This is a genomic window from Brevundimonas sp. (assembly GCF_016463295.1).
Classification (GTDB): domain Bacteria; phylum Pseudomonadota; class Alphaproteobacteria; order Caulobacterales; family Caulobacteraceae; genus Brevundimonas.
The window spans coordinates 1-9,534 of record NZ_JAEMRO010000080.1; the positions used below are offsets into that span (position 1 = coordinate 1).

The following is a 9,534-nucleotide window of genomic DNA, read 5'->3' on the forward strand; positions in this document are numbered from 1 at the left end:
ACGCCCGCCTCGACCACATGCCCACCACCAACCCCAATACCGACCCCTGGGGGTAGGTGTTTGGACAATGTCTGAACGACTATCGCCGCCGGATCATTCCGGCGGCGATTTCGCGTCCTGCCTCTGATTGGCCTCAGGCGGCTTGTGTAGCGAGCGACAAGTCTGCGGGAACACGAGCCGCCGACAGCGCCTGCTCCAGGTCGGCCAGCAGATCTTCCGGGTGCTCCAGCCCGACCGACAGCCGCAGCAGGCCGTCGGAGATGCCCGCCACCTTTCGCGCCTCCGGCGTCATGGCGGCGTGCGTCATCAGGGCTGGATGGGCGATCAGGCTTTCGACCCCGCCGAGCGACTCGGCGAGAGTGAATATGTCCAGCCCATCCACCAAGGTCCGCACGGCCTCGATGTCATGCAGTTCGAAGCTGAGCATGGCCCCGAACCCCGACTGCTGCCTGGCGGCGACGGCGTGTCCGGGATGGCTTTTCAGACCGGGATAGTGAACCGCCTGCACCGCCGGATGCGCCTCCAGCCACTCCGCAACGAGACCTGCCGTCGCCTGCTGCCGCTCGATGCGCGCAAACAGGGTACGGACGCCACGCAGGGTCAGATAGGCGTCGAACGGTGAACCTGTGACGCCGAGACAGTTGGCCCACCAGGTCAATTGTTGCAGGTCTTCTGGCGACTTGGCGACGACGCAGCCGCCGACCACGTCGGAGTGGCCGTTGATGTATTTGGTCGTCGAATGGATCACCAAATCCGCGCCGAGCGCCAGCGGCTGTTGCAGGGCGGGTGACAGGAAGGTGTTGTCTACCGCCGATTTGCAGCCCACGGCGCGGGCCCGGGTGCAGATGTCGGCCACGTCCACGATCCGCATCAGCGGATTGGACGGCGTTTCGATCAGGATCAGCCTGGGGTTCAGGGCGAAGGCGGCGTCCAGAGCCGCGCGGTCGTTCTGATTGACGAACTGCACGTCGAAATGGCCGCGCTTGGCGCGGGCGCACAGCAGACGATGTGTGCCCCCATACAGATCGTGCGGCGCGATCAGCAGGTCGCCGGGCTCCAGGGAGAACAGCGCCAGATCGACCGCCGCCATGCCGGTCGCCGTCACCACTGCGCCGCAGCCGTCTTCGAGCTTGGCCAGCGTCTCGCCTAGGACGTCGCGCGTGGGGTTGCCCGAGCGCGTGTAGTCGTACTTCCGCTTACCCTCCAGCCCGTCGAAACTGTAGTTGGACGAGAGATAGAGGGGCGGCATCACCGCACCGTGCGCCGGGTCGCTGTTCACGCCGTGACGGGCGGCGGTCGTACAGGGGTGGGCGTCGATGGGGGCGGTCATGCGGCGAACTCTCTGGCAGGCGTGAAGGTGTTGGGGGTAGCGGCGTAAAGCGGGGCGAGGGCGTCGTGCAGGGCACGGCCCACGACCTCACGCTCCTTGAGAAAAGCGTCGTGGCCGAAGATCGAAGCGGCCTCGACCAGGCGGGTCAGGCGCGGTGCGCGGGCGGCCAGATCGCGGCTGTCCTGGATCGGCACCAGCCGGTCGGAAGTGAAGCCGACCACGGTCAGGGGGCAGCGGATCGCCTCGGGTGCGACGGCATGCCGATCCAGTGAGTCCGACAGGCTGATCCACCGCGCGGCGCTGGTCACCGCTTCATAGCCGTCGCCGCGCGAGGTCAGGTAGTCGCAGACGGGATAGGGGCCACCAGCCTGTTCGGGTGGGGTGGCGGCGAAGCGCAGGTCGAACTCTTCGGCCGTACGATAGGTGGTCATGGCCAGTTCGCGGGCCAGGGCGATACCCTCGGCATCGCGTCCGCAATCACGGGCAAAGGCCAGCAGGCGGCGTTGCACCCCGCGCCAGGCCGTGGCGGCAGGGTGGGCGCGATGGGTGGCCGAGATGACCATCAGATGACCGATGCGGTCGGGGCGCGCTTCGGCCAGGGCCAGACCCACGCAGCCGCCGTACGACGCGCCTACAAAGGCCTCCAAGTGGGTCTCGCCGATGGCGTCCAGCAGCAGGCTCAGCAGCCGCGCCTGATCGTGGGTCGTGATGGTGACGCCCGGATCGGTCCGCCCCGGCAGCAGGTCGATGGCCAGGACGCGGACGCGGTTCAGGTCGATGGGACCGCCGGGACGCACGGCCCAGGACCACCACTGGCCGACAACACGCCCGCTGGAAATCCCGCCCATGACCACCACCAGTGGGCCTTCGACCGGACCATGCAGCCGCCCGACGACTTCGCTCGCCGCCAGTGTCTCGCCCGAAGCCAGGCGGAAGTCGGCCGGAATGGGCGCGGAGACGTCCCGTCCGGGGGCTTCCTCGATGGGCCAGGCGTGGGACGACACAGGTCCGCTCCGTTCTCGATCATCGAGCGCGGGCGGGGCGGCCAAATCCTGTGGTGACAGACCCGTGAAGACGACGGTTCCCCAACGGAGAGCCATTTCCTTCACTCATCTCTCGCGGCCTTTGGAGGGGCCTCGCAGGAGTTGGCACCATCTCCAGGGTCGGGTGGACCGCGGAAGGTTGCCCCGGCATCAAAGGGCCTATCCCTCCGCCGGTCTTGATGAGTGGCTTTAGGCTGCATGTGACGGGCGAGGCCGTCAAGGCGGAATTTTTAGGCAGAATCCTGTTGCGCTGCGAAAGGGCCTTTGGGGTCGAACGTGTCAGGATCGTCTTAAATCAGAGACGAACATTGCGCCGTGGCATAATGGCAAGCCGCGAAACGCAAGAAAGTTTCACAAACCTTCGTCCGCCCACTTGCGTATTTCGCAGATGCGGTAAACATTTCGCAAATGCGAGATCGCATGCCGTCGCAGCCAAGGGGGTTAGGAACGATGACACGACTTCAAGGGGATACCGCAGGCAAGGGGGCGCTCTGGGCGCTCGGCCTTCTGACGACCGTACTGGCCAGTGGGGCCGCCGCAGCGCCTGCTGCGGCGGCTCCTGTTCTTTTGGGGCACCAGGCGGCTCTGGATCTGGACGCGGCAGGTACGGGCTGGCTCGGCGTATCGACCGCCCTGGTTCTGCTGATGACCCTTCCCGGTCTGGCCCTGTTCTACGGCGGCATGGTGCGGCGTAAGAACGTGATCGCCACCATCACCCAGTCGGTCGGCGTCTTCGCCGTGGTGACCCTGGCTTGGTTCATCGCGGGCTATTCCATCGCCTTCGGCACCGCGCCGACGGAGAGCCTTAACACCGTCGTCGGCGGCCTTGAATCACTGTTCCTGAACGGCGTGACACTGGAGACGGCGCACAGCCTGCTGCCGGGCATTCCGGAGTTCCTGTTCATCTCGTTCCAGCTGACCTTCGCCATCATCACCCCGGCGCTGATCACCGGGGCGTTCGCGGAGCGTTTCAAATATAGCGCCCTGCTGCTGTTCACCGCCCTGTGGTCGCTGTTCGTCTATGCCCCGATCGCTCACTGGGTTTGGGGCGGGGGCTTCCTGGGCTCGGCGGGCGTGCTGGACTTCGCAGGGGGTGCGGTCGTGCATGTGAACTCGGGCGTCGCGGGTCTGGTCTGCGCCCTCTTCCTGGGTCGCCGCAAGGGCTATGGCATCGACCCGATCAACCCGCACAATCCGGTGCTGACCATGATCGGCGCGTCGCTGCTGCTGGTCGGCTGGATCGGGTTCAATGCCGGCTCGGCCGGGGCCGCCAATGGCCTGATGGCTGTGGCCCTGCTCAACACCATCCTGGCCGCTGCGGCTGCCGCCCTGTCGTGGAAGCTGATCGAGGTCATCGAGAAGAAGAAGGTCTCACTGATCGGCATGCTGTCGGGCGTCGTGGCCGGTCTGGTCGCCATCACGCCCGCCGCCGGTTTCGTCGATCCCAAGGGGGCGGTGATCATCGGCCTGATCGCCGGTCCGGCCTGCTACGCCGCCTCGATCTGGATCAAGAAGCTGCTGAAGTATGACGACAGCCTCGATGCCTTTGGCCTGCATGGTGCGGGCGGTCTCGTCGGGGCGCTGCTGACCGGTGTGTTCGCCACCACCACGATCAACAGCCTGTCGGAAGGGGCCAATGTCTGGACCCAGCTGGTCGGCCTGTTGTGGACCATCGCCTACAGCGCGGCGGGCACCTTCGTCATCCTGCTGATCTGCAAGTTCACCACCGGCCTGCGCGTCACCGAAGCGCAGGAAGAGGAGGGGCTGGACGCCCACCTGCATGGCGAGGCGCTGGAGGCACACTGAAGCGAGACGATTGGCCGGGCGCGGGGCTCTCCCCTCGCGCCCGGCTTCCAGTAGGCGTTCGACTGACATCATCGAAAACAAGGGGATAAGAAGATGAAACGTGCCTTCGCCTGTGCGGCCGCCATGGCCGCCATGTTCACCGCCTCGGCCGCCTCGGCCCAGGATGCGGACGTCGCCTTCAACGTCGGCGTCTTCAGCGACTATGTCTTCCGCGGCTTCAGCCAGACCAATGAGGATCCTGCTCTCCAGGGCGGCGTCGACCTGACCGCCGGCTCTTTCTACGCCGGGGCCTGGGCCTCCAACGTCGATTTCGGCGACGACACCGATGCGGAGATCGATATCTACGGCGGCTTCCGTACCGAGGCGGCGGGCTATGCTTTGGACTTCGGCGTTGTCGGCTACTTCTACGTCAATGCGCCAGACGGGGCCGACTACGACTATGTGGAGTTCAAGGCGGCCGCATCGCGGGCGATCGGGCCGGTGACGGCGGGGGCGGTCGTCTACTACTCGCCCGACTTCTTCGGCCTCGATGAGGAAGCCACCTATGTGGAGGGCAACCTGGCCTGGGCCTTTGCCGACAAATGGGCGGCGTCGGGCGCGGTCGGCTATCAGGCGCTGGACGTCAATGACGACTACACGACCTGGAATGCCGGGGTGACCTATACCCTGGTCGAGGGCCTGGGTCTGGATGTCCGCTACTTCGACACGGACGTGGACGGCCCGCTGTCTGAGGACCGCATCGTAGGGTCGCTGAAATACAGCTTCTGAGCGGAGGCCGGTTCGGCCTCGCAACATGATAACCGGCACGGTCTTGCATGAAGCAGAACTGTGCCGGTTTTTTCGTGCCTCATTGCCTCGTTTGGTTGGCAGCGAAAGGCACAACTTGCCACTACCGCGCCCACCCCATAGACCTGTGTGCAATAGCGAAAAGGAAGACGTGCGTTGGTGTCCGTGAACCAGAGATTTGTCATCACCCCCCGTATCGGCCCGGCCAAGGCGGCCGCCTCCGATCGCGTGCGGCACTTCGATGAGATCTATGCGGACTTCACCGTGCCTGCAGGCGGCGAACAGTCCAGCCGCTGCGCCCAGTGCGGCGTGCCCTTCTGCCAGTCCGGCTGTCCGCTGGAGAACAACATCCCCGACTGGCTGAAGCTGGCCGCCGAGGGGCGCGCCGAAGAGGCCTGGCGTCAGTCCGAGGCGACCTCGACCATGCCGGAAATCTGTGGCCGCATCTGTCCGCAGGACCGGCTGTGCGAGGGGGCCTGCACCCTGGAACAGTCGGGCTGGGAGACGGTCACGATCGGCTCGGTCGAACGCTGGCTGGGCGACATGGCGTTCCAGAATGGCTGGGTCACCCCCATCCGCCCGATCGCGGAAAACGGCCTGTCGGTCGGGATCGTGGGCGCGGGGCCTGCGGGCATGGCGGCGGCGGATCGGCTGCGGTCTGGGGGCTATGCGGTCACGCTCTACGACCGCCACGACCGCGCGGGCGGCCTGCTGATGTACGGCATCCCGGGCTTCAAGCTGGAAAAGGATGTCGTCCAGCGCCGTCTGGATCGGCTGGTTGACGGCGGTGTCGAAATCCGGCTGGGCATCGATGTCGGCGGCGAGGGCGCAGCGGCGATACCTTTTGCCGAGGTGCGGGCTGCGCATGATGCGGTGCTGATCGCGACGGGGGTCTATCAGGCGCGGCGGCTGACGGCACCGGGCTGCGGCTCTGACGGCGTGGTCGCGGCGCTGGACTATCTGATCACCTCCAACCGCACGGGCCTGGGCGATCAGGTCGCGGCGTTTCAGGACGGCACGCTGAACGCCGCGGGTCGCCGGGTCGTCGTGATCGGTGGCGGCGACACCGCCATGGACTGTGTCCGCACCGCTGTGCGTCAGAGCGCGACCTCGGTCACCTGCCTTTACCGCCGCGACCGGGACAATATGCCCGGCAGCGCCCGCGAGGTCGCCAATGCCGAGGAAGAAGGCGTCGTCTTCGAATGGCTGGCTTCGCCGCGCGCCGTGTTGGGCGGGGCGTCCGGCGTGACCGGCGTGCGGGTTCAACGCATGGCCCTGGCCGCCCAGGCTGCCGACGGCCGCTGGTCGGTCGAGCCGGTGCCGGGCGGAGAGTTCGATGTCGCCGCCGACCTGGTCATCGAGGCTCTGGGATTCGAGCCCGAAGACATCCCCCGCCTGTTCGCAGAGCCCGATCTGGCCTTGACCGACTGGAACACCATCCGCACGGCCGGCCACACCAAGGCGACCACGCTGGAGGGCGTCTTCGCCGCCGGCGACATCGTGCGCGGGGCCTCGCTGGTCGTCTGGGCCGTGCGTGACGGTCAGGACGCGGCCGCCGAGATCGACGCCTGGCTGACCAGCCGCCAGAGGGTGGCGGCATGACTTTCGACCCGGTTCAGTATCAGGCCGAGCGACAGCGCCTGATCGACGCCCATGCCTATGACCCCGCGTCCGAGCGCGACGCCTGCGGCGTCGGCCTGGTCGCGGCCATCGACGGGGCCCCGCGCCGCGAGGTCGTGGACCTGGCCCTGAAGTCGCTGAAGGCCATCTGGCACCGGGGGGCCGTCGACGCCGACGGCAAGTCCGGCGATGGCGCAGGGATCTTGATCGGCCTGCCCCGCGCATTCTTCGACGCCCAGGTGCGCGATGCGGGCCATGAGCCGCGTCCCGGCCCGCTGGCCGTCGGCATGGTCTTCCTGCCGCGTCTGGATCAGGGCGCTCAGGAGGTTGCCCGCACCATCGTCGAGCGCGAGGTTCTGGCCGCAGGGTTCTGGCTCTATGGCTGGCGTCAGGTGCCGACCCGCGTCGAGGTGCTGGGCCAGCGCGCCGCCGCCACCCGCCCCGAGATCGAGCAGATCATGCTGTCCGCCCCGGACGGGCTGGAGGGCGAGGCACTGGAGCGGGCGCTGTATCTGCTGCGCCGCCGCATCGAGGCACGGGCGACCGCCGCCAATCTGCAGCATTTCTACATCTGCTCCCTGTCCGCCCGGTCGGTGATCTACAAGGGGATGATGCTGGCCGAGGCCCTGGGCGACTTCTATCCCGACCTGAACGATGCGCGGGTCGAGGCCAATGTCGCCCTGTTCCATCAGCGCTATTCGACCAACACCTTTCCCGAATGGCGGCTGGCCCAGCCGTTCCGGATGCTGGCCCACAATGGCGAGATCAACACCCTGCGCGGCAATGCCAACTGGATGCGCAGCCACGAAATCCGCATGACGGCCGAGGCCTTCGGGGCCGACGATGCGACCGTCAAGCCGGTGATCCAGGCGGGTGGCTCGGACTCCGCCGCCCTGGACAATGTCTTCGAGGTGCTGGTTCGCGCCGGGCGGCCCGCGCCCATGGTCAAGGCCTTGCTGATCCCCGAAGCTCCCATAGACGGCGTCATCTCCGACGACCACCGCGCCCTCTATGCCTACTGCAATGCCGTGATGGAGCCGTGGGATGGCCCCGCCGCCATCTGCGCCACCGACGGCCGTTGGGTCGTGGCGGGCAAGGATCGCAACGGCCTGCGCCCGCTGCGCGTGGCCGAGACCATCGACGGCCTGCTGATCTGCGGGTCGGAGGCGGGCATGACCGGCGTGGCCGAAGATAGGATCGCGCGTCGCCTGCACATCGGCGGCGGCCGGATGATCTCCGTCGATCTGGAGGCGGGCGTTCTCTACGACGAGACCCAGACCATCGACCGTCTGGCGGCCGAACACCCCTACCGCGACTGGCTGTCCAACATGGTCGAGCTGGAGCCGCTGGTCGGGCCGGGCGAGGAGCCACGGCGTCTGTCTGGCGAGGCGCTGACCCGGTTCCAGGCCGCCGTCGGCTGGACCCAGGAAGACATCGACGCCCTGCTGGACCCCATGGCCGCCGAGGGCAAGGAGGCGGTGGCGTCGATGGGCGACGACGCGCCGCCCGCAGTGCTGTCGCGCCAGGACCGGCCCTTCGCCCATTATTTCCGCCAGGCCTTTGCCCAGGTCACCAATCCGCCGATCGACAGTCTGCGTGAAGCCGGGGCCATGTCTCTGCGGACGCGGTTCAAGAATCTGGGCAACATCCTGGCCCAGGACGAGACCCAGACGCGGGTCTTCGTTCTGGACAGTCCCGTCCTGACCACGGGCATGTACGAGCGGATGCTGGGCGTCGTGGGCGCGGGCGCGACCACCGTCATCGACTGCACCTTCCTGGCACCCGATGTCGGCGCGATCCGTGGCGAGGCGCTGAAGGCCGCGCTGGATCGCATCCGCGACGAAGCCGTGGCCGCCGCGCGGGGCGGGGCGGGACTGATCGTCCTGACCGACGAACGGGCGGGCGAGGATCGTCCGCTGATCCCCATGATCCTGGCGACCTCGGCCGTGCATGGTCGACTGGTGGACGAGGGCCTGCGCAGCTTCGCCTCCATCGTGGTGCGCTCGGCCGAGGCGATCGACGCCCATGCCTTTGCGGTCCTGGTCGGTTGCGGGGCCACCGCCGTGAACGCCTGGCTGGCTCAGGAGAGCTTTCTGGAGCGGCTGGAGAGCGGCCGCTATCCTGGCCTGTCCCTGCGCGATGCCTGCCTGAACCACAAGGGCGCGGTCGAGGCCGGGCTGATGAAGATCCTGGCCAAGAAGGGCATCTCCGTCATCTCCGCCTATCGCGGCGCGCTGGAGTTCGAGGCCCTGGGCCTGTCGCGGGCTCTGGTCGCGGAGTTCTTCCCCGGCATGACCTCGCGCATCTCCGGCGTGGGCCTCGCCGGGATCGAGACCCGGGCCGTCAACCTCGCGGGCAAGGGCTTTTCCGTCGCGCGCCCGGCCCTGCGCATCGGCGGCTCGCACCGCATTCGCGCGGGCGAAGAGACCCACGCCTGGGACGCCGAGACGATCCACCGCCTTCAGGACGCCACGACCCGCAACGACTACAAGCGCTACAAGGCCTATTCCCGCCGTCAGCGGGAGATCCCGTCTACGGCCCTGCGCGACCTGCTGGATTTCCGCGAGGCCGTGCCAATCCCGCTGGACGAGATTGAGAGCGTCAACGAGATCCGCAAGCGGTTCGTCACCCCCGGCATGTCGCTGGGGGCCCTCAGCCCCGAAGCGCACGAGACGCTGAACATCGCCATGAACCGCATCGGTGCCCGCTCCGTTTCGGGCGAGGGCGGCGAGGATCCGGAGCGGTATCGGCCGCGCCCGAATGGCGACAATCCCAACTCTGCGGTCAAACAGATCGCCTCGGGCCGGTTCGGCGTCACGGCCGAATATCTGAACCAGTGCCGCGAGATCGAGATCAAGGTCGCCCAGGGCGCCAAGCCCGGCGAGGGCGGCCAACTGCCCGGCTTCAAGGTGACCGAGTTCATCGCCCGGATGCGCCACGCCGTGCCCG

The 9,534-nt window shown here is 67.5% G+C and carries 6 protein-coding genes and 1 riboswitch; of the genes, 4 read left to right on the forward strand and 2 right to left on the reverse strand.

The genetic code is table 11. The features are described 5' to 3' along the window. Positions 1–133: 133 nt before the first annotated feature. Positions 134–1,330: a cystathionine gamma-synthase gene (gene metB / locus JHC81_RS12290; RefSeq protein WP_292175105.1), complete on the reverse strand. Its 1,197-nt coding sequence runs from the start codon at positions 1,328–1,330 to the stop codon at positions 134–136. Then, positions 1,327–2,334: a homoserine O-succinyltransferase gene (locus JHC81_RS12295; RefSeq protein WP_292175107.1), complete on the reverse strand. Its 1,008-nt coding sequence runs from the start codon at positions 2,332–2,334 to the stop codon at positions 1,327–1,329. Before JHC81_RS12295 ends, metB begins: the two co-directional genes overlap by 4 nt. 102 nt (positions 2,335–2,436) lie before the next feature. Then, positions 2,437–2,559, reverse strand: a riboswitch (SAM riboswitch). A 264-nt stretch (positions 2,560–2,823) separates the two neighbouring features. Between JHC81_RS12295 and JHC81_RS12300 the strand changes: the two genes are divergently transcribed. From JHC81_RS12300 to JHC81_RS12315, 4 genes are all read left to right on the forward strand, one after another. Next, complete coding sequence (locus JHC81_RS12300; RefSeq protein ID WP_292175109.1) at positions 2,824–4,179, forward strand: ammonium transporter; 1,356 nt, start codon at positions 2,824–2,826, stop codon at positions 4,177–4,179. 93 nt (positions 4,180–4,272) lie between these two features. Next, a complete protein-coding gene (locus JHC81_RS12305) occupies positions 4,273–4,947 on the forward strand; it encodes a TorF family putative porin (protein WP_292175110.1) in 675 nt (224 codons plus the stop codon). A 183-nt stretch (positions 4,948–5,130) separates the two neighbouring features. After that, the gene (locus JHC81_RS12310) at positions 5,131–6,567 is read left to right on the forward strand and encodes an NAD(P)-dependent oxidoreductase (protein WP_292175113.1); all 1,437 of its coding nucleotides are present in this window, start codon (positions 5,131–5,133) and stop codon (positions 6,565–6,567) included. Continuing rightward, positions 6,564–9,534 (forward strand): glutamate synthase central domain-containing protein (locus JHC81_RS12315; protein ID WP_292175115.1); only part of this gene is annotated, 2,971 nt, incomplete at its 3' end. The genes JHC81_RS12310 and JHC81_RS12315, both read left to right, overlap by 4 nt.